The 15,857-nt window shown below is 73.9% G+C and carries 22 protein-coding genes and 1 other RNA gene; 14 read left to right on the top strand and 9 right to left on the bottom strand.

What is annotated here, in order from left to right:
• Positions 1 to 4: 4 nt before the first annotated feature.
• Entirely contained in the window at positions 5 to 1,144 is a 1,140-nt protein-coding gene (locus FHX73_RS20765) for a bifunctional RNase H/acid phosphatase (protein WP_145906429.1), read from the top strand.
• 33 nt (positions 1,145 to 1,177) lie between these two features.
• On the opposite strand, the gene yaaA is transcribed toward FHX73_RS20765, so the two are convergent.
• Positions 1,178 to 1,975 (bottom strand): peroxide stress protein YaaA, encoded by a 798-nt coding sequence (gene yaaA / locus FHX73_RS20770; RefSeq protein ID WP_145906430.1) that lies wholly within the window; start codon positions 1,973 to 1,975, stop codon positions 1,178 to 1,180.
• A 301-nt stretch (positions 1,976 to 2,276) separates the two neighbouring features.
• On the opposite strand from yaaA, the gene FHX73_RS20775 reads away from it, so the two are divergent.
• The 3 genes from FHX73_RS20775 (at position 2,277) to rnpB (ending at position 4,653) form a co-directional block, all read left to right on the top strand.
• A complete protein-coding gene (locus FHX73_RS20775) occupies positions 2,277 to 2,711 on the top strand; it encodes an SRPBCC family protein (protein WP_145906431.1) in 435 nt (144 codons plus the stop codon).
• 43 nt (positions 2,712 to 2,754) lie between these two features.
• Entirely contained in the window at positions 2,755 to 4,206 is a 1,452-nt protein-coding gene (locus FHX73_RS20780; RefSeq protein WP_145906432.1) for an RNB domain-containing ribonuclease, read from the top strand.
• A gap of 53 nt (positions 4,207 to 4,259) precedes the next feature.
• An RNA gene (gene rnpB, locus FHX73_RS20785) (RNase P RNA component class A) lies at positions 4,260 to 4,653 on the top strand.
• Between the two features lie 20 nt (positions 4,654 to 4,673).
• Here the strand turns inward: rnpB and FHX73_RS20790 are convergent.
• Positions 4,674 to 4,904: a hypothetical protein gene (locus FHX73_RS20790; RefSeq protein ID WP_145906433.1), complete on the bottom strand. Its 231-nt coding sequence runs from the start codon at positions 4,902 to 4,904 to the stop codon at positions 4,674 to 4,676.
• 186 nt (positions 4,905 to 5,090) lie between these two features.
• Between FHX73_RS20790 and FHX73_RS20795 the strand changes: the two genes are divergently transcribed.
• Entirely contained in the window at positions 5,091 to 5,315 is a 225-nt protein-coding gene (locus FHX73_RS20795) for a hypothetical protein (RefSeq protein ID WP_145906434.1), read from the top strand.
• Between the two features lie 19 nt (positions 5,316 to 5,334).
• Here FHX73_RS20795 and FHX73_RS20800 read toward each other — a convergent pair whose 3' ends face one another.
• Complete coding sequence (locus FHX73_RS20800; protein WP_145906435.1) at positions 5,335 to 5,610, bottom strand: DUF6059 family protein; 276 nt, start codon at positions 5,608 to 5,610, stop codon at positions 5,335 to 5,337.
• A gap of 115 nt (positions 5,611 to 5,725) precedes the next feature.
• On the opposite strand from FHX73_RS20800, the gene FHX73_RS20805 reads away from it, so the two are divergent.
• The 3 genes from FHX73_RS20805 (at position 5,726) to FHX73_RS44820 (ending at position 7,012) form a co-directional block, all read left to right on the top strand.
• Positions 5,726 to 6,406 carry an AzlC family ABC transporter permease gene (locus FHX73_RS20805; protein ID WP_145906436.1) on the top strand — a complete coding sequence of 227 codons (681 nt, stop codon included), beginning with the start codon at positions 5,726 to 5,728 and terminating at the stop codon, positions 6,404 to 6,406.
• Complete coding sequence (locus tag FHX73_RS20810) at positions 6,403 to 6,729, top strand: AzlD domain-containing protein (protein WP_145906437.1); 327 nt, start codon at positions 6,403 to 6,405, stop codon at positions 6,727 to 6,729. The genes FHX73_RS20805 and FHX73_RS20810 overlap by 4 nt, the downstream gene beginning before the upstream one ends.
• Positions 6,730 to 6,844: 115 nt before the next feature.
• The gene (locus tag FHX73_RS44820) at positions 6,845 to 7,012 is read left to right on the top strand and encodes a hypothetical protein (RefSeq protein ID WP_170304984.1); all 168 of its coding nucleotides are present in this window, start codon (positions 6,845 to 6,847) and stop codon (positions 7,010 to 7,012) included.
• Between the two features lie 41 nt (positions 7,013 to 7,053).
• Here the strand turns inward: FHX73_RS44820 and hemC are convergent, their stop codons facing one another.
• Positions 7,054 to 7,986 carry a hydroxymethylbilane synthase gene (gene hemC / locus FHX73_RS20815; protein ID WP_145906438.1) on the bottom strand — a complete coding sequence of 311 codons (933 nt, stop codon included), beginning with the start codon at positions 7,984 to 7,986 and terminating at the stop codon, positions 7,054 to 7,056.
• Positions 7,987 to 8,145: 159 nt separating this feature from the next.
• On the opposite strand from hemC, the gene FHX73_RS20820 reads away from it, so the two are divergent.
• Positions 8,146 to 9,639, top strand: a complete 1,494-nt coding sequence (locus FHX73_RS20820) for a DUF2079 domain-containing protein (RefSeq protein ID WP_145906439.1) — start codon at positions 8,146 to 8,148, stop codon at positions 9,637 to 9,639.
• Between the two features lie 22 nt (positions 9,640 to 9,661).
• Here FHX73_RS20820 and FHX73_RS20825 read toward each other — a convergent pair whose 3' ends face one another.
• Positions 9,662 to 10,060 (bottom strand): ACT domain-containing protein, encoded by a 399-nt coding sequence (locus FHX73_RS20825; RefSeq protein ID WP_145906440.1) that lies wholly within the window; start codon positions 10,058 to 10,060, stop codon positions 9,662 to 9,664.
• A gap of 186 nt (positions 10,061 to 10,246) precedes the next feature.
• Between FHX73_RS20825 and FHX73_RS20830 the strand changes: the two genes are divergently transcribed.
• On the top strand, positions 10,247 to 10,843 hold the full coding sequence (locus FHX73_RS20830; RefSeq protein WP_145906441.1) for a PadR family transcriptional regulator: 597 nt from the start codon (positions 10,247 to 10,249) through the stop codon (positions 10,841 to 10,843).
• 33 nt (positions 10,844 to 10,876) lie between these two features.
• Here FHX73_RS20830 and FHX73_RS20835 read toward each other — a convergent pair whose 3' ends face one another.
• The gene (locus FHX73_RS20835) at positions 10,877 to 11,095 is read right to left on the bottom strand and encodes a hypothetical protein (RefSeq protein ID WP_145906442.1); all 219 of its coding nucleotides are present in this window, start codon (positions 11,093 to 11,095) and stop codon (positions 10,877 to 10,879) included.
• Positions 11,096 to 11,403: 308 nt separating this feature from the next.
• Here FHX73_RS20835 and FHX73_RS20840 point away from each other — a divergent pair, with 308 nt between their 5' ends.
• A complete protein-coding gene (locus FHX73_RS20840) occupies positions 11,404 to 12,102 on the top strand; it encodes a bifunctional DNA primase/polymerase (RefSeq protein ID WP_145906443.1) in 699 nt (232 codons plus the stop codon).
• A gap of 44 nt (positions 12,103 to 12,146) precedes the next feature.
• Here FHX73_RS20840 and map read toward each other — a convergent pair whose 3' ends face one another.
• Positions 12,147 to 12,995, bottom strand: coding sequence for a type I methionyl aminopeptidase (gene map / locus FHX73_RS20845; protein WP_145906444.1), 849 nt, complete (start codon positions 12,993 to 12,995; stop codon positions 12,147 to 12,149).
• 96 nt (positions 12,996 to 13,091) lie between these two features.
• Here map and FHX73_RS20850 point away from each other — a divergent pair, with 96 nt between their 5' ends.
• Positions 13,092 to 13,322 carry a hypothetical protein gene (locus tag FHX73_RS20850; RefSeq protein WP_145906445.1) on the top strand — a complete coding sequence of 77 codons (231 nt, stop codon included), beginning with the start codon at positions 13,092 to 13,094 and terminating at the stop codon, positions 13,320 to 13,322.
• Positions 13,323 to 13,364: 42 nt separating this feature from the next.
• Here FHX73_RS20850 and FHX73_RS20855 read toward each other — a convergent pair whose 3' ends face one another.
• Positions 13,365 to 13,940 carry a hypothetical protein gene (locus FHX73_RS20855; RefSeq protein ID WP_145906446.1) on the bottom strand — a complete coding sequence of 192 codons (576 nt, stop codon included), beginning with the start codon at positions 13,938 to 13,940 and terminating at the stop codon, positions 13,365 to 13,367.
• A 46-nt stretch (positions 13,941 to 13,986) separates the two neighbouring features.
• Between FHX73_RS20855 and npdG the strand changes: the two genes are divergently transcribed.
• Together npdG and FHX73_RS20865 are read left to right on the top strand one after the other, a co-directional pair.
• Positions 13,987 to 14,670 carry an NADPH-dependent F420 reductase gene (npdG, locus tag FHX73_RS20860; RefSeq protein WP_145906447.1) on the top strand — a complete coding sequence of 228 codons (684 nt, stop codon included), beginning with the start codon at positions 13,987 to 13,989 and terminating at the stop codon, positions 14,668 to 14,670.
• Positions 14,671 to 14,747: 77 nt separating this feature from the next.
• Positions 14,748 to 14,993 carry a hypothetical protein gene (locus FHX73_RS20865; RefSeq protein ID WP_425461405.1) on the top strand — a complete coding sequence of 82 codons (246 nt, stop codon included), beginning with the start codon at positions 14,748 to 14,750 and terminating at the stop codon, positions 14,991 to 14,993.
• A gap of 13 nt (positions 14,994 to 15,006) precedes the next feature.
• On the opposite strand, the gene FHX73_RS20870 is transcribed toward FHX73_RS20865, so the two are convergent.
• Positions 15,007 to 15,816, bottom strand: a complete 810-nt coding sequence (locus FHX73_RS20870) for a site-2 protease family protein (RefSeq protein ID WP_145906448.1) — start codon at positions 15,814 to 15,816, stop codon at positions 15,007 to 15,009.
• Between the last annotated feature and the right edge of the window lie 41 nt (positions 15,817 to 15,857).

Genomic DNA, 15,857 nt, shown 5'->3' on the forward strand with positions numbered 1-15,857 from the left:
TCGGATGACCGAGCGCAGGCTGGTCGTCGAGGCCGACGGCGGCTCCCGGGGCAACCCGGGGCCGGCCGGCTACGGCGCGGTGGTCCGCGACGCCGGGACCGGGCGGATCCTGGTCGAGGCGGCCGACTACCTGGGCCGGGTCACCAACAACGTGGCGGAGTACCGCGGCCTGATCGCCGGGCTGCGGGCCGCCCACCGGCTCGACCCCGAGGCGCTGGTGGAGGTCCGGATGGACTCCAAGCTGGTGGTCGAGCAGATGTCCGGGCGCTGGAAGATCAAGCACCCGGACATGCGGCCGCTGGCGGCCGAGGCCGGCGAGGTCTTCCCGCGTGAGCGGGTCAGCTACTCCTGGATCCCGCGCGAGCGGAACAAGGACGCCGACCGGCTGGCCAACGAGGCGATGGACGCGGGCCAGGCCGGCCGCGCCTGGGAGCCCACCACCGCCGTAACCGAGACCGAACGCGGCGAGCCCGCCGAGACCGCTCCCGCCGCACCTCCGGCCGGCTGGAGCGCCGACCTCGGCACCGCCACCACCCTGGTGCTGCTGCGCCACGGCGAGACCGCGCTCACCCCGCAGAAGCGCTTCTCCGGCTCGACCGGCAGCGACCCCGAGCTCTCCGACAAGGGCCGCTGGCAGGCCGAGCGCGCCGCCGAGGCGCTGGCCGCCCGGGGCACCGTGCAGGCCGTGGTCTGCTCGCCGATGCTGCGCACCCGGCAGACCGCCGAGGCGGTCGCCGTCCGGCTCGGCCTCGACGTGTCGGTCGAGGAGGGGCTGCGCGAGCTGGACTTCGGCGCCTGGGAGGGCCTGACCTTCGCCGAGGTGCAGCAGCGCCACCCGGCCGACCTGGACGCCTGGCTGGCCTCCACCCGGGCCAAGCCGACCGGCGGCAGCGAGAGCTTCGCCTCGCTCGGCCAGCGGGTCGCGGCGGCCCGGGACCGCGTCCTGGCCCGCTACCCGGGGCAGACGGTGCTGGTGGTCTCGCACGTCAGCCCGATCAAGACGCTGGTCCGGCTGGCGCTGGGCGCCCCGCCGGACTCGATCTACCGGATGGAGCTGTCGGCCGCCTCGTTCTGCGCGGTGCAGTACTACGGCGACGGCAACGCCTCGCTGCGACTGCTCAACGACACCGGCCACCTGCGCTGACGCACCGTCGGCGCAGGTGGCGGTGACGCCGGGTCAGTGCAGCTCGGTGACCACCACGTCCAGCTTCCAGGCCTTGCGCGCGGTGCCCTCGGCCGCCACCTCCACGGTGTAGCCGAGGGCGGTCAGCAGCTCGTACAGCTCGCCCGGGGTGGCCGGCTCGGCGCCGGAGTTCAGCAGGTCGCGGACCAGCCGGCCCTTGGTCGCCTTGTTGAAGTGGCTGACCACCGAGCGCTTGCCGTCCTTCTCCTGGAGCACCCGGACGGTGGCGGTGCGGGGGAGCAGCTCGCCGGCCGGCGCCCAGGAGGCGGCGTAGGCGGAACTGCGCAGGTCGAGCACCAGCGAGTCGGCGGCGGCCTCGGCGGGCAGCACCTCGGCCGTCTCGCGGCGCCAGTAGGCGCCGAGCGCGCCGAGCGGCGGCAGCTTCACGCCCCCCGAGCAGCGGTAGGCGGGGATCCGGTCGCCGATCCGCACCGCGCCCCAGAGCCCGGAGAAGACCAGCAGCGAGCGCTCGGCCCGCCGGTAGGCGTCCTCGTCCAGCTTGCCGAGCCCCAGCGCGTCGTAGAGCACTCCGGTGTAGAGCTCGCCGGCCGGCAGCGTGCCCGCGGTGCGCAGCCCCGCGTTGCGGGACACCTCGCCGCGCAGGCCCTTGCTCAGTCCGAGCACCTCGGCGGCCCGGTCCTCCCCGCCCCGGCAGAGCTCGACCAGGGCGTCCAGCACCCGCTCGCGGGCGCCGGTCAGTCCGGGCAGGGAGAGCCCGGCCAGGTCGACCGGCGCCCCCTCGGGCGCCTCGGCCTTGCCCTCGGACGGTGGCAGCAGGACCAGGAACGGCATGCGGGCGGCTTCCCCTCGCGCGGTTCGCTCAAGCAGAGCTCTTGAGACCGACCGGCAAATGGTGGGCGGCGTCGCGGGCCGATAGCTCTCGCCTGGACGGCTTCTCCTCAGTCGCCAATGCTCCGCATGGACTCGCCCCCAGCCTTCGGCCGGGAGGTACCCCCATCGTCGGCGCCGCCCAGGTTCGGCTCTCGACCCGCTCCTTCCTCCACCCACCATTTGCCGGTCGGTCTGAACAGTTCGTAGCAATCTACCCGGCCGGGGCCGCGCTCCCTACCATGGGCGGTGAGGGGGTGACGTCATGCGCCACCGTGTCGAGGTCGAGATGGCCGCCGCGCCCGAAGCGGTCTGGGCGGTGCTCACCGACGTCCAGAGCTGGCACCGCTGGACGCCGAGCATCGAGCTGATCCGCCGTCAGGAGCCGCAGGAGCCGTTCGGGCTCGGCTCCCGGGCCCTGGTCAAGCAGCCGCGGATGCGCCGCGCGGTCTGGGAGGTGAGCGCCTTCGAGGCGGGGCGCTCCTTCGACTGGCGCACCGGCTCGCCCGGGGCCCGCACCGAGGCCGGCCACGAGCTGCGCCCGGTGCCCGGCGGCACCCGGGTGATCCTGGACCTCGCGGTGACCGGCCCGCTGGCCCCGCTCGGCACGCTGCTCTACGGCCGGCTGATCCGCCAGTACCTGGGCCAGGAGGCGGCCGGGCTGAAGCGCTGGTGCGAGACCACGGCGACCGGGCCGTAGCGCCTCCCGCCGCCGGGCCGACCGCCCGCCTACCCTGACGGACATGCCCCGCCGCCTGCTGCGCCTGCGTGCCGCCGACCCGACCAGGATCAACGCCGAACTGGACGAGCTGCGCACCCGGATGGGGATCACCGCCGAGTTCCCGCCGGCGGTGCTGGCCGAGGCGGAGCTGGCCGCCGCCGCGCCCAGGCTGCCCGCGCTGGACGCCACCGACCTGCCGCTGTTCACCCTGGACCCGCCCGGCTCGCTCGACCTGGACCAGGCGATGCACCTGGCCCGCCGACCGGGCGGCGGCTACCGGGTGCACTACGCGATCGCCGACGTGGCCGCGTTCGTCCGCCCCGGCGGTGCGGTGGACGCCGAGGCCCGGCGCCGGGTGCAGACCCTCTACTTCCCCGACCGGCCGATCCCGCTGCACCCCGCCGTGCTCTCCGAGGGTGCGGCCAGCCTGCTGCCCGGGCAGTCGCGGCCGGCCCTGCTCTGGCGGATCGACCTGGACGCGGACGGCGCCCTGGTGATCGCCGACGTGCGGCGCGCGCTGGTCCGCTCGCGCCGCCGGCTGGACTACGCGGCCGTGCAGCAGGCGGTGGACGGCGGCCGCCCGGACGAGCAGCTCACCCTGCTCGCCGAGTTCGGCCTGGCCCGCGAACTCCAGGAGCAGGCCAGGGGAGGGGTCAGCCTGCCGCTGCCGGAGCAGGAGATCGAGGCCACCAGCCACGGCTACCGCCCCACCTACCGGGCACCCCGGCCGGCCGACGGCTGGAACGCGCAGGTCTCGCTGCTCACCGGCATGGCGGCGGCGGAGCTGATGCTGGACGCCGGGGTCGGCCTGCTGCGCACCCTGCCGACCGCACCCGACTCCGCCTACCAGCGGCTGCGCCGCTGCGCGCACGCGCTCTACGTGCCGTGGCCGCCCGCGCTCGACTACCCGGCGCTGATCCGCTCGCTCGACCCGCACCTGCCGCACCACGCGGCCTTCCTCAACGAGTGCACGGGGCTGCTGCGCGGTGCGGCCTACCACGCCTTCGACATCGGCCGCGGACTGCTGCCGCCGGCCGACCCGGGGCACGCCGCGCTCGCCGCGCCGTACACCCACTGCACCGCGCCGCTGCGCCGGCTGGCCGACCGGTTCGCGCAGGAGGTCTGCCTGGCGGTGGCGGCGGGGGACGAGGTGCCCGCCTGGGTGCGCGAGTCCCTGGACGCGGTGCCCGGGCTGATGGCCGGCGGCGAGCGGCGGGCGCACGAGGTGGAGCGGGCCTGCGTGGCCCTGGTGGAGGCGGAGTTGCTGCGCGGCCGGGAGGGCGAGGACTTCGACGCGGTGGTGATCGACCTGGACGAGCGCCGCCCGGCCCACGGCACGGTGCAGCTCGCCGAGCCGGCCGTCCGGGCCCGCTGCGAGGGGGCCGGGACCCGCCTGCCGCTGGGTGAACGCATCCGGGTCCGGCTCACCCGGGCCGATCCCCTCACCCGCACCGTCCGGTTCGCCCCCGCCTAGGCCCGGTGACCGGAGCGGGCCACCCGACCGGCTACGATGACCAGTACGGCGGACGAGCCGGCCGGGCGGTCGCGACGGGTCCTCAGGGGCCCGCCGAGGAACGTCCGGGCTCCACAGAGCAGGGTGGTGGGTAACGCCCACCCGGGGTGACCCGCGGGACAGTGCCACAGAAAACAGACCGCCTACCTCGGTAGGTAAGGGTGAAACGGTGGTGTAAGAGACCACCAGCGACCGAGGTGACTCGGCCGGCTAGGTAAACCCCACTCGGAGCAAGGTCAAGATCGGGACCCCCGGGTCCCGTGCGCGGATGTTCGAGGGCTGCTCGCCCGAGTCCGCGGGTAGACCGCACGAGGCTGTCGGCAACGGCAGCCCTAGATGGATGGCCGCCTCCCCGGGCCGCGCAAGCACCCCGGGAGACAGAACCCGGCGTACAGGCCTGCTCGTCCGCCCCCTCCGCCGAGGAGGGGTCAGCCTTCCGCCCGCTCCTGCGCTTCCGCCTTCTTCGCGGCGCGGTCGAGGGCGCCACGGAAGAGCAAGGTGTTCACCGGGGCCAACAGGATCAGCACCGTCGAGTTGTACGGCGGCGGAATGATCGCGGACCAGACGCCCGCCACCACCGCGTCGAGCAGCAGGGTCGTCACCAGCCTGCGCCGGTTGCCGGCGGCGAGCAGTGCGCGCAGTACCTGCCAGAACGTCATACCCGACCCCCTTCTCGGCGCACCGTACCCGAACGCCCGTCGGCTGAGCCATCATCAGGTCCCGGTGGGATTCCCTTTGGGGGTGGTTGCCCGGTCTGTCCGGCTATCTTCCTGTGCGAGTCGTCCCGGGGGCGGTGTACAACGAACCAGCCGTTCGCAGAACTCGGGACGGTCCGGTCGCTGCTGGTGATCGAGGACCCCGACGCGCCGACGGCGCTGCCCTGCAACCACGGGACCTTCCTGCTCGACCCCGGGCTGACCAGGCTCGTCCAGGGCGCCCTGGACGGTGCGGCGCCGGGCGATGGGGTGCGGATCCTGTGCCCCGGTGCGCGTCGGGGCTGCCTCGGCCCGGCGCCGCTCACCGGGGTGCTGGCGCGCGGCCGGCTCGACGGGTTCTTCGAGCGGCCCTGAACCCGAACCGGGCTCCGGGTCAGAACCACTCGGACTCCAGCCGCAGTTCGCGGTCCAGCCGCCGCTCCACGGGGGTGAGCGGCAGGTCGGGGCGGAGCCGCTCGGGGTGCCGGGCCGGCGGGCCGGCACCCCGGCGGGCGAGGAGCAACCGGACGGTCCGCAGCGAGGGTTGGCGCGGCTGCGGCTCCGGCTCGGGTGCCAGCCCCAGGCAGCTGCCGTAGCCGGCCAGGGTGCGCAGCACCCAGCCCAGCAGCCGGATCAGCAGCCGGGTCAGCAGTCCGATCAGCGTCGTCATCGCTCGGCCCTCCAAGCCAACTCGGTGCACTGGCGGGCCAAGGCTGCGCGCACCGGCTAGAGGATCGGTAGATCCGCTCGCCCCGGTGGCCGTCGACGGGTGATGGGATGGGTTCATGAGAGCGATATGGCGAGGAGTCGACCGGGCGCTGTTGCGCGACGTGGGGCTGGTCTGCCTGGCGGTCGGGGTGATCGGCGTGTCGTACGGGACCATCGCGGTCGCCTCCCACCTGCCCGCCTGGCTGCCGGTGGTGATGGCCTGTCTGGTGGTGGCGGGCGCCTCGGAGTTCCTGTTCGTCGGCATCGTCGCGGCCGGGGGCAACCCGTTCGCGGCGGTGGCGGCGGGGCTGCTGGTCAACGCCCGGCACCTGCCGTTCGGCCTCTCGCTGCCGGACGTGCTCGGCCAGGGCTGGCGCCGGCTCTTCGGCAGCCACCTGATGAACGACGAGGCCGTGGTGTTCGCGCTCTCCACCCCCGACCCGGACCGCCGGCGGGCCGCCTACTGGCTCTGCGGGCTGGGCATCCTGGTCTGCTGGCCGACCGGGGCGGTGCTCGGCACGGTGCTCGGCTCGGCGGTGCACGACACGGCGACCTTCGGGCTGGACGCGATGTTCCCGGCCGTGCTGCTCGCCCTGGTGCTGCCGGCGCTGCGCGAGCGGCCCAAGCGGCGGGCCGCGCTGGCGGGCGCAGCGGTGGCGCTGGCCACCACCCCGTTCCTGCCCGCCGGGCTGCCGGTGCTGCTGGCGCTGGCCGGGCTGGCGGTGCCGGGCGGCCGGGAGCGGGAGGCGGCGGCATGAGCCACCATCAGCTGGTGCTGCTGGCCGCCGCGCTGGTGCTGGCGGCGGGCACCTACGGGTTCCGGGTGGCCGGCCCGCTGCTGCGTTCCCGGGTGACCTTCCCGCCCCGGGTGGAGCGGCTGCTGGAGGCCTCCTCGGTGGTGCTGCTCACCGCCCTGGTGGCCACCACCGCGCTCTACGAGGGGCACGGTGCGGCCGGCTGGGCCCGCCCGGCGGGGGTGCTGGTCGGCGGGCTGCTGGCCTGGCGGAAGGTGCCGTTCGTGCTGGTGGTGCTGGCGGCGGCGGCCACGGCGGCGGGGCTGCGGCTGCTCGGGGTGCGGTGAGCGGTGTGATGAGCCCCGCCGTCGAACGGTGGTCCTGACTTCGGACGGCGGCGCTACCTTCGAACGGCGGCCCTCCGTTCGCGGCGGCCACGGCTGACGGTGTGTCATGGGTGTCATGGCACACCGACAGCACTGGTTGATCCGCTTCACCGACGAACTGATGACGCTCACCGACGACCTGACCCAGGAGCAGGCCGCCGAATTCGTCCGCCGGGTGTACCAGGCCGGCCACGAGGCCGGGGTGGCCGAGGCCGCCGAGGAGCACCGCCGCGACGGCGAGTGATCTGACCTGCCCTGACGCCCTGACGCCGTAACGCCCGCGCCTCAGTGCGGGATCGCGTCAATGACCTCCCGCGCGCCCTGGCGCAGCAGCGCCACGGCCACCGAGGTGCCGAGGGTGGCGGGGTCCAGCGGCCCGGCCCACTCGTGGGCGTCCAGCACCGTCTTGCCGTCGGCCGAGAAGACCCGGCCGCGCAGCGAGAGCCGCCCGTCCCGCTCGGCCCGGGCCAGGCCGGCGATCGGGCTGTTGCAGTGGCCCTGCAGCACGTGCAGCAGCATCCGTTCGGCGGTGGTCTCCCGCCAGGCGTCCTCGTCACCGAGCGGGGAGACGGCGGCGATGGTCGCCCCGTCGTCCTCGCGGCACTGGATGGCCAGCACCCCGGCGCCGACCGGCGGGCACATCACCTCGGTCGACAGCACCTCGGTGATCCGGTCCGCCATGCCGATCCGGTCCAGTCCGGAGGCGGCCAGCAGCAGCGCGTCGGCCTCGCCGGCGGCCAGCTTCTCCAGCCGGCGGTTGGCGTTGCCCCGGATCGGCACGCAGACCAGCTCCGGGTGGCTGACGGCGAGCTGGGCGATCCGGCGCACCGAGGAGGTGCCGATCCGGGTGCCGGGCGGCAGTTGATCGAGGGTCAGGCCGCCCGGGTGGACCAGTGCGTCGCGCACGTCGTCGCGGCGCAGGAAGGCGGCGAAGACCGTGCCGGCCGGCAGCGGCCGGTCGGCGGGCACGTCCTTGACGCAGTGCACCGCGAGGTCGGCCTGCCCCGCCAGCAGCGCCGCGTCCACCTCCTTGGTGAACGCGCCCTTGCCGCCGAGCTCGGAGAGCGCGCCGGTCCACCGGTCGCCGCTGGTGGTCACCGGCACCACCTCGGTGCGCAGTCCGGGGTGGAGCGCGGCCAGTTCGGCTTGCACCCGGGCCACTTGGGCGAGGGCCATCGGGGAGGAGCGGGAGACGATCCGCAGCACGGAAGGCGACATGGTCACCACGATAGGCCGTAGGGGGCCCACCGATCAGCCCAACACGACCGGTGTCCCACGGGTCGGTCGCGCGTCCGCGCGATAGCCTGCACCTTTCGCACAACCGTGTTCCGACGTGTTCCGACCGATTTCGACCTCGCCGAGAGGGCTGACGCGCGGATGGCCGAGACCCGAGAGACCGCGATCCCGACCCAGCGGGTGCCGGCCTGGGGACTGGCCGCCAGAGCCGCCCGGGCCGCTCGGGCCGTCCGGTCCGCCCGGTCCGCGCGGGTCGGCCGGCTGCGCGGCAACGGCCCGCACCTGCTGCTCTCGGCCGCCTTCCTGCTCGGCTACTGCCTCGACGCGCTGCTGCGCTACCAGCGGTTCGGCTCGCCCTCCTGGGACTTGGGCATCTTCACCGAGGCGGTCAAGGGCTACGCGCACCTCGGCGCGCCGATCCTGTCGATCAAGGGGCCCGGCTACAACGCGCTGGGCGACCACTGGTCGCCGATCGTCGCGCTGCTCGCCCCGTTCTGGTGGGTCTGGCCCTCGGCGGCGATGCTGCTGGTGGCCCAGTGCGCGCTGTTCGCCTGGTCGGTCGGGGTGGTCTCGCGGACGGCCGAGCAGGTGCTCGGCGGCCGTACCAAGGGCCTGCTGATCGGCGCTGCCTACGGGCTCTCCTGGGGGTTGCAGCGGGCGGTCGACTTCGAGTTCCACGAGATCGCCTTCGCCGTCCCGGTGCTCGCGGTGATCTGCCGTCAGCTGCTGCTCGGGCGCTGGGAGCGGGCCGCCTGGTGGTCGCTGCCGCTGGTGCTGGTCAAGGAGGACATGGGGCTGACGGTGGCCGCGCTGGGCGTGGTGCTGATGGTGCGGGCCCGGCACTGGGCCGCCGGCACGGCGCTGGTGTGCATCGGCCTCGGCGTCGCGGCGATCACCGTCGGCACGCTGATCCCGCACTTCAACCCGAACCACCAGTACGACTACTGGAGCAAGCTGCCGGGCGGGACCCACCCGCAGCCCTGGCGGATCCTGCTCGCCCCGTTCTCCCGGCTGGCGGTCTGGAAGACCTGCGGCTGGCTGCTCGGCATCACCGGCTTCCTGGCCCTGCGCTCCCCGCTGGTGCTGCTCGCGCTGCCCACCCTGGCCTGGCGGTTCAGCTCCTCGAACTCGATGTTCTGGAGCCCGGACTGGCACTACAACGCGACCCTGATGCCGATCCTCTTCCTGGCCATGGTGGACGTGGTCGGCCGGCTGGCGGACCGGCCGGAGGGCAGCCGGGCCAGGTCGTTCGCGCTCGGCATGGTGCCGGCCTCGCTGGCGATCGGGGCGGCCTGCACGGTCAGCCTGCCGGTGGGCCTGGGCGGGTTGAGCGACCCGGGCGCCTGGACCGGCGGCCGGCACACGGCGGCGCTGCGGGCCGCGGTCGCCGCGGTGCCGCCCGGGGTCAGCGTGGAGTCGAGCATGGGCCCGCTGGCCCGGCTGGCCGCCAAGGACGACGCCTACTGGCTGGGCGGCAGTCGGCCGGTGCCGCCGCAGTACCTCTGCGTCGACGTGCAGGGCTGGACCGGCGGCCCGACCGACCTGCCCGGCTACGCCACCGCGCTGCACCCGGGGGCGCACTACGCCGTGGTGTTCAGCCGGGACCAGGTCACCGTGCTGCGCCGCACCGCCTGACGGACCCTCAGGCCGGCTGCGCCTACGCCGACTCCGCCGCCAGCTCGGCCAGTGCCCGCACCGCGCGCTCGGCGTGCTCGGCGTCGACGAACAGGTGGTCGTGGTGGAACCCGGCCACCACGTTGCAGCTGATCCCGTGCTCGGTGAGCCGTCCGGCCACCGCCGCGGTCAGCCCCACCGCGTCCAGCGCCGAGGTGACCCGCAGCGTGATCCAGGCCGCGGGATAGGTGTAGGTCAGCCCGAGCGCCTCCGCCTCGGCCTGCTCGACCACGGCCGTCACACCCTCGGCCTCGGCCACCGTGACCACCGGCCGCAGCCCGGTCGGCACCCGCCCGGGGAAGGTGCAGTACACGTACCGGCCCGGGTTCAGCACCGGGTCCATCCCCGCCAACAGCTTCCGAAGATCTCTCTCGCCCGCCATGGCGACACGCTACCGCCCGCGGGCCGTCCGCAGGCCCGTCCGACGCGAACTCGTTCCGATATATCGTTGACGCTCGACAGTCACCGATATATCGTCGAAGCATCGAGAGCGTACGCAGAAGGCGCGTACGACATTGATCGGCGACGATCGACGAGTGACCGACGAGATCGGTCGAGGAGGTACGCCATGCGTACGGAGAAGCACTTCAGGCGCGGCCCCTGGGCGGGCCGGTTCGGCGAGGGGCCGGGCGAGTTCGGCGAGCAGCGGCCGGCCTTCGGGCCGCCGATGGGCGGGCCGTTCGGATTCGGCGGGCCGCACCGCGGTCGCGGGCGGCACGGTGGTCGGGCCCGCCGGGGAGACGTGCGGGCCTCGCTGCTCGCGCTGCTCAAGGAACGGCCGATGCACGGCTACGAGATGATCACCGAGATCGGTGAGCGCACCTCGGGCACCTGGCGGCCGAGCCCGGGCTCGGTCTACCCGACCCTCCAGCTGCTGGAGGAGGAGGGCCTGATCGAGGCTCAGGAGACCGGCGGGAAGCGGCTGTTCGCGCTCACCGAGACGGGCCGGGCGGAGGCCGAGCAGGGTTCGGCCGAGCCGTGGCGGGAGGCTGGGCGCGGCGTCGACTGGGAGTCGGTGCGGGAGGTGGGCCAGGCGCTGGCCTCGCTGGACCACGCCGTCCGCCAGGTGATGGCCACCGGCAGCGAGGACCAGCGGGCGAAGGGCCTCGCGGTGCTCACCGAGGCCCGCAAGAAGCTGTACCTGATCCTGGCGGAGGAGGACTGACGGCCCACCACGGCCGCCGCCACGGCTGGGGCGCTACGCCTGGGGCGCCCGGAACACGTACTGCCAGCGCGCGCGGCCCTTGGCGCTGTACGCCTTGGCCCGGTCGTAGACCAGGGTCTCGGCCGGCCGGTCGCCGTGCGCCGGCACCGGCACCCGGTACACCTTGGGCACCGAGTTGAAGGTGCTCAGCAGGATCGGCAGGATCCGACCGTCCAGTGGTCCGCCGACGAACTCGGTGTCCGCGCTGCGCATGAATCGTGCCCTTCCTCGTGCCCGGTCCGTCCAGCTTCGCACCAGCTCGCGCCCGGACCCAAACGCCCGTGGGACGGAGCAGCCCCGCTGCTCCCTTATCCTGCTCAGTACGCCGCCGGGCCCGGCCCGGTCAAGCGGCCCCCTTATGTGTGGACCGGAGGGCGTGGCCGCCCGGTGACCCCGGTGCCGGCCGACCGGTGAACGGCAGGGCCACGACCAGGGAAGCTGTGGGCCGCGCCCGGCGTTGCGTCGGTTGTTGCGTCGAAACGCTGTGGCACACCGGTCACAGCCGTTGCGAAAGGGGCCCGATGGTAGCCAGCAGCAGGTGGACGGCGTGGTTGCGGCGCGGTCGGGAGCGCGATGCGGTGCCCGGGCCCGAGTCGCCGCAGGCCCGGCTGGACCTGCTGATGGGCTCGGTCGCGGCCGGCTTCCCGCTGGCCCCCGCCGCCCACCCGGCCGGTCACCGCTGTTCCTGTGACCGGGTCGGCTGTCCGGCGCCGGCCCGGCACCCGCTCTCCTTCGCCTGGCAGTCCCAGGCCACCACCGACCCGGAGCAGCTGACCCGCTGGCTGACCCGGGACCCGCTGGCCAACTTCATCACCGCCACCGGCCGCGCCCACGACGTGCTCGACGTGCCCGCCGAGGCCGGCCGGCTGGCGCTGGCCCGGCTCGCCGAGCTGGGCGTGGAGGGGCCGGTGGCCGCGGTCGGCGAGGACCGCTACCTGTTCTTCACCGCCACCCGCGGCACCCCGGAGGACGAGGACGAGTTCTGGTCCTCCGAGCTGGACAGCCACCCGGACTCGATGTCGGAGCACCCGGGCCTGCGCTGGCACTGCCGCGGCTCCTACACCCTGCTGCCGCCGGCCGCGCTGCCGGACGGCACCGAGGTGCGCTGGCTGCACGGCCCCGAGCACCCGCTGCCCGAACCGCTGCGGGTGCTCGACGTGCTCACCGACGCCTGCACCGAGGTCGGCGCGGTCGCCGAGGAGCAGTGGCTGATCGGCTGACTGCCTGACCACCCGTCAGTCCGGGCAGCCGGGCTGACGGGCCGTCACGGCAGGGTGAGGATCTCCGCGCCGTCGGCGGTCACCAGCAGGGTGTGCTCGAACTGGGCGGTCCGCTTGCGGTCCGCGGTCACCACGGTCCAGCCGTCCGGCCAGATCTCGTAGTCGTAGGTGCCGAGGGTGAGCATCGGCTCGATGGTGAAGGTCATCCCGGGCTTGATCACCTGGGTGGCCCGGTCGCTGTCGTAGTGCGGGATGATCAGGCCGGAGTGGAACGAGGTGTTGATCCCGTGGCCGGTGAAGTCCCGCACCACGCCGTAGTCGAACCGCTTGGCGTAGGACTCGATCACCCGGCCGATCACGTTGATCTGCCGGCCCGGCTTGACCGCCTTGATCGCCCGGTTGAGCGACTCGCGGGTGCGCTCGACCAGCAGCCGGGACTCCTCGTCCACCTCGCCCACCAGGTAGGTGGCGTTCAGGTCGCCGTGCACGCCGTGGATGAAGGCGGTCGCGTCGATGTTGACGATGTCGCCGTCCCGCAGCACCGTCGAGTCCGGGATGCCGTGGCAGATCACCTCGTTGATCGAGGTGCAGATCGACTTCGGGAAGCCCCGGTAGCCCAGGTCCGACGGGTAGGCGCCGTGGTCGCACATGTACTCGTGGGCCACCACGTCCAGCTGGTCGGTGGTGACGCCCGGCGCGATCAGCGCGGCGGCCGCCTCCATCGCCTGCGCGGCGATCCGGCCGGCGATCCGCATCTTCTCGACGGTCTCGGCGTCCTGCACCTCGGGGCCGGTGTAGGGGGTCGGCATCGGCTTGCCCACGTACTCCGGCCGGGCGATGTGCGCCGGGACCTTGCGGACGGGGGACTGGGTGCCGGGAACGAGGTGAGCCATGGGCGGAGTCTATCCCGCGGGCCCCGCCCGGCCCGGCTGTGTGTGCGAAGGCGCGGGCGGGCATGATCCAGCCAGAGCGCGTCGAAGGAGAGTCCCATGCCGCTGTTCCGTCACCAGCCCACCGGCAAGCCCGGCGAGTGGTACTTCTGCCTCAAGCACCACAAGGTCGAGGAGGGGCCGGAGTGCGCCGCGAAGGACCGGCTGGGGCCGTACGCCACCCGCACCGAGGCCGAGCACGCCCTGGAGACCGCCGCCGAGCGCAACCGCGAGTGGCGCGCCGACCCGGCCTGGAACGACGAGGAGCGGCCGCAGGACGACAAGAGCTGACGACCGGTCACCCGACGAACAGTCACCCGACGGCCGGTCGGCTCACCACCGGTTCACCGGCTCCGCGGAGAACTGCCGGACCAGTCGGGCCAGTCGGGAGCGCGCCCGGGCCCGCTCCCCGGCCGCTGCGCTGACCAGGTGCTGCACCAGGTCGAAGCCCGGTCCGTCCGGCTCGTCCGACCCGTCCACGGTCAGCTGCTCGTGCGCCAGCGCGGCCAGCTCGCCGTCGCCGGCCTCCAGCGCGAGCACCACCGCCCCACCCCGCCGGGCGTCCGCCACCCGCTCCAGCAGCGGCGCGCCGCTCGCCCGGGGGGTGACCACCAGCACCGTCTCGCCCCGCCGGGCCGCCGAGAGCCGGTCCAGGCCGACCGCCGGCCCGACCGGCTGATGGCGGATCAGCGACGGGGCCAGCTGCGGCACCTCGGACCAGGCGGCCTCGTCCGCCAGGTGGGCGGCCAGGTGCCAGGGCTCGTGCTCGGCCGGCCCGACCAGCAGCAGGCCGCGCGCGGTGCGCCGGGTGACGGCGGTGCGCAGGGTGCCGGCGAACGAGCGGGTGGCGTCGAGCAGCGGGGAACCCGCCAGCGCGGCCCGCAGTTCGGTGACTCCGGAGGCGTCCATGCCGGACAGCATGGAGCGGCGCGCGCGGCTTTGGCAGGATCTCGGTATGACTTCCCTCGAATCAGCGACCTCCGCCGGACCCGACGTCACCGAGCTAGTGGTCGGCGTCCTCGGCGGCACCGGCGACCAGGGCCGCGGCCTGGCCTACCGGCTGGCCAAGGCTGGCCAGCAGGTGATCATCGGCTCGCGCAGCGCCGAGCGGGCCGAGGCGGCCGCGGCCGAACTCGGCCACGGCGTGCGCGGCGCGGACAACGCGGCCTGCGCCGCGCAGAGCGACATCGTGATCGTCGCCGTGCCCTGGGACGGGCACGGCGAGACGCTGGCCGGCCTGCGGGCCGAGCTGGCCGGCAAGATCGTGGTGGACTGCGTCAACCCGCTCGGCTTCGACAAGCAGGGCGCCTACGCGCTCAAGCCCGAGGAGGGCAGCGCCGCCCAGCAGGCCGCCGCGCTGCTGCCGGACTCCCGGGTGACCGCCGCCTTCCACCACCTTTCGGCGGTGCTGCTACAGGACCCGGAGGTCGAGCGGATCGACACCGACGTGATGGTGCTCGGTGAGGACCGGGCCGCCACCGAGCTGGTGCAGGCGCTGGCCGACCGGATCCCCGGGATGCGCGGCATCTTCGCCGGCCGGCTGCGCAACGCCCACCAGGTGGAGTCGCTGGTGGCCAACCTGATCTCGGTGAACCGCCGGTACAAGGCGCACGCCGGGCTGCGGATCACCGATGTGTGACGCCGCGTGACGTCCTGGTGACGGAGCGGCGGGTCCGGGTCCACCCCGCTGCGGGCGGACCCGGATCGTCGGCGAGAATGGACGCCGACCACCGCGCGGCCGAGCCGGCCGCGCCGAACCGACCGGAAGCCGGACAGATGCCCCGCAACGCCCTCTACGCCTCGATCGTCTTCGTCCTCGCGGTGGCCGCCGCGGTGGTCTCCTTCGTGCAGGGCAACTGGCTCGGCGTGATCTGGGTGCTGCTGGCCGGGGTGGCCAGCAACATCGCCTGGTTCTACCTGCGCAAGGAGAAGCTGGCCGCCCGGGCGGCGCAGCACGACTGACCCCCGGGCCCGGTCAGCTCTCCCAGAAGCGGAACAGCACCTGGCCCAGGCCCGCGTAGATCGCGTGCACCTGGAACAGGTCCATGATCTGGAACACCAGGTTGAAGAACCAGGTGTTCACCTTCGACTGCCACAGCACGATGAAGACCGCCAGCAGGCCGTAGGGCGCGAACGGCTCCACGGCCCGACGGGTCTTCAGCGAGAGCCAGGGCTCGATGATCCCGTAGCCGTCCAGGCCGGGCACCGGCAGCAGGTTCAGCAGCGCCGCGCTCACCTGGAGCATCGCCAGGTAGGAGAGGGCGACCGGGAAGGTGTGCAGCTCGTAGCCGCGGACCGTGGCGACGCCCGGGGTGTCGTCCAGCCAGCCCTGGCCGACCGGGATCAGCAGCACCAGCGCGAAGAGCACGTTGACCAGCGGCCCGGCCGCCGAGATCAGACTGTGCTTCAGCCGGCCCTGGATCCGGCCGCGCTCGATGTACACCGCGCCGCCCGGCAGGCCGATGCCGCCGAGCAGCACGAAGATCACCGGCATCACGAAGCTCAGCATGCCGTTGGCGTACTTCAGCGGATTGAGCGTCAGGTAGCCCTTGGCGCCCACCGTGATGTCGCCGCCGTGCAGCGCGGTGCGGGCGTGCGCGTACTCGTGCAGGCAGAGCGAGACCATCCACCCGGCCACCACCAGCAGGAAGACCCCGAAACCGGGCGCCCCGTAGCCGCTCCAGACCGCCCAGCCCGAGGTGCCGAGTATCGCGAGCAGCACCCAGAACACCGGGCTGATCCGGCGCTCCTCGCTGCCGGACCGGCGGGCGTCGGCAAAACTCATCTCAGCTCCCTGGTGGACGTGCTCGGCTTCACGTAGGGAGG

It is taken from the genome of Kitasatospora viridis (assembly GCF_007829815.1).
In the GTDB taxonomy this organism is placed as follows: domain Bacteria; phylum Actinomycetota; class Actinomycetes; order Streptomycetales; family Streptomycetaceae; genus Kitasatospora; species Kitasatospora viridis.

Coding starts and splice junctions, on each gene's coding strand:
- FHX73_RS20865 (WP_425461405.1), top strand. CDS start 14,748: ATGGACGCCGACCACCGCGCGGCCGAGCCGGCCGCGCCGAACCGACCG.
- hemC (WP_145906438.1), bottom strand. CDS start 7,986: ATGTCGCCTTCCGTGCTGCGGATCGTCTCCCGCTCCTCCCCGATGGCC.
- FHX73_RS20765 (WP_145906429.1), top strand. CDS start 5: ATGACCGAGCGCAGGCTGGTCGTCGAGGCCGACGGCGGCTCCCGGGGC.
- FHX73_RS20855 (WP_145906446.1), bottom strand. CDS start 13,940: ATGGACGCCTCCGGAGTCACCGAACTGCGGGCCGCGCTGGCGGGTTCC.
- FHX73_RS20840 (WP_145906443.1), top strand. CDS start 11,404: ATGGTAGCCAGCAGCAGGTGGACGGCGTGGTTGCGGCGCGGTCGGGAG.
- FHX73_RS20825 (WP_145906440.1), bottom strand. CDS start 10,060: ATGGCGGGCGAGAGAGATCTTCGGAAGCTGTTGGCGGGGATGGACCCG.
- FHX73_RS20805 (WP_145906436.1), top strand. CDS start 5,726: ATGAGAGCGATATGGCGAGGAGTCGACCGGGCGCTGTTGCGCGACGTG.
- FHX73_RS20850 (WP_145906445.1), top strand. CDS start 13,092: ATGCCGCTGTTCCGTCACCAGCCCACCGGCAAGCCCGGCGAGTGGTAC.
- FHX73_RS20780 (WP_145906432.1), top strand. CDS start 2,755: ATGCCCCGCCGCCTGCTGCGCCTGCGTGCCGCCGACCCGACCAGGATC.
- yaaA (WP_145906430.1), bottom strand. CDS start 1,975: ATGCCGTTCCTGGTCCTGCTGCCACCGTCCGAGGGCAAGGCCGAGGCG.
- map (WP_145906444.1), bottom strand. CDS start 12,995: ATGGCTCACCTCGTTCCCGGCACCCAGTCCCCCGTCCGCAAGGTCCCG.
- FHX73_RS20870 (WP_145906448.1), bottom strand. CDS start 15,816: ATGAGTTTTGCCGACGCCCGCCGGTCCGGCAGCGAGGAGCGCCGGATC.
- npdG (WP_145906447.1), top strand. CDS start 13,987: ATGACTTCCCTCGAATCAGCGACCTCCGCCGGACCCGACGTCACCGAG.
- FHX73_RS20835 (WP_145906442.1), bottom strand. CDS start 11,095: ATGCGCAGCGCGGACACCGAGTTCGTCGGCGGACCACTGGACGGTCGG.
- FHX73_RS20810 (WP_145906437.1), top strand. CDS start 6,403: ATGAGCCACCATCAGCTGGTGCTGCTGGCCGCCGCGCTGGTGCTGGCG.
- FHX73_RS20820 (WP_145906439.1), top strand. CDS start 8,146: ATGGCCGAGACCCGAGAGACCGCGATCCCGACCCAGCGGGTGCCGGCC.
- FHX73_RS20790 (WP_145906433.1), bottom strand. CDS start 4,904: ATGACGTTCTGGCAGGTACTGCGCGCACTGCTCGCCGCCGGCAACCGG.
- FHX73_RS20775 (WP_145906431.1), top strand. CDS start 2,277: ATGCGCCACCGTGTCGAGGTCGAGATGGCCGCCGCGCCCGAAGCGGTC.
- FHX73_RS44820 (WP_170304984.1), top strand. CDS start 6,845: ATGGCACACCGACAGCACTGGTTGATCCGCTTCACCGACGAACTGATG.
- FHX73_RS20800 (WP_145906435.1), bottom strand. CDS start 5,610: ATGACGACGCTGATCGGACTGCTGACCCGGCTGCTGATCCGGCTGCTG.
- FHX73_RS20830 (WP_145906441.1), top strand. CDS start 10,247: ATGCGTACGGAGAAGCACTTCAGGCGCGGCCCCTGGGCGGGCCGGTTC.